Annotated in this window: 2 protein-coding genes; both read right to left on the bottom strand. The window is 63.0% G+C overall.

All coding sequences use genetic code 11. The features are described from left to right. Positions 1 to 290: GDP-mannose 4,6-dehydratase (locus ACODTW_RS28240; RefSeq protein ID WP_488949549.1), on the bottom strand; the 290-nt coding region annotated here is incomplete at its 3' end. A 36-nt stretch (positions 291 to 326) separates the two neighbouring features. Next, a complete protein-coding gene (rfbC, locus tag ACODTW_RS28245; RefSeq protein ID WP_488949550.1) occupies positions 327 to 881 on the bottom strand; it encodes a dTDP-4-dehydrorhamnose 3,5-epimerase in 555 nt (184 codons plus the stop codon). Between the last annotated feature and the right edge of the window lie 202 nt (positions 882 to 1083).

The raw sequence follows: 1083 nt of genomic DNA on the forward strand, positions 1-1083 counted from the left end.
TCGATGGACCGGTCGACATGGCTTTCGGCGGCCAGATGCACGATGGCATCGGGCTGGTACTTGGCGAAGATGGCGTCGATCGCCGGACGGTCGCAGATATCCGCCTGTTCGAAATGATAAAGCGGGCTGTCCTTCACATCCCGGACATTCTCCAGGTTGGCGGCATAGGTCAGCTTGTCGATATTGACGACGGCGCATCCGCGCTCGCCCACCACATGGCGGATAAAGGCGGAGCCGATGAAACCGGCACCCCCGGTGACAAGGATCAGTTTCGGGGAAAGCGTGGTCATGCCAGGGCTCTCAAAGCAATGGGTCGCTATAGCGGATCAGAAAATGGGCGGCAGGTCGGCCAGACGCGGCAGCTTGCCGTCCTTATCGGACAGGGTCAGCCGGTCGGCCGGGAAGGGCCATTCGATCGCCAGATCGGGATCGTTCCAGATGATGCCGCCATCATCGGCCGGGCTGTAATAATCCGTGACCTTGTAGACGAATTCCGTATCCGGGACGAGCGTGCAGAAGGCATGGGCAAAGCCGGCCGGAATCCAGAACTGCTCGCCATTGTCGGCCGAAAGTTCCACCGCCACATGCCGGCCGAAGGTGGGCGACCCGTGGCGCAGATCCACGGCGACATCCAGAACGGCACCGCGCACCACCCGCACCAGCTTGCCCTGCGCCGACGGCGGCCGCTGGAAATGCAGGCCGCGCAGCGTGCCGGCATCGCGCGACAGGGAATGGTTGTCCTGCACGAACTCCACATCGACGCCTGTTGCCTCGGCAAACCGGCGTCGATTGTAGGTTTCACTGAAGAAGCCGCGATGATCCCCGAAGCGGGCGGGTTTCAACAGCGCCAGGCCCTCGATGGCCAGTCTTGTCACATGCATGTCAATTTATCCGGCGAAGGGGAGAAGCGGGAACATATGTCCGTTTCCTGTCAAAGGCCTGGGCGTTGGCAAGCCGGCCTGTCGCGACCCTTTCCGTCCCCTTCGCCCCCGGGCACTTCATGGCGGCCGCCGGCGGCCGCGCCGACGCCACGACCTTATGCACGTTTCAATCCCGACAGGCAATGCCGCGACACCGCTCAGG

The organism is Niveispirillum sp. FG148 (assembly GCF_057809655.1).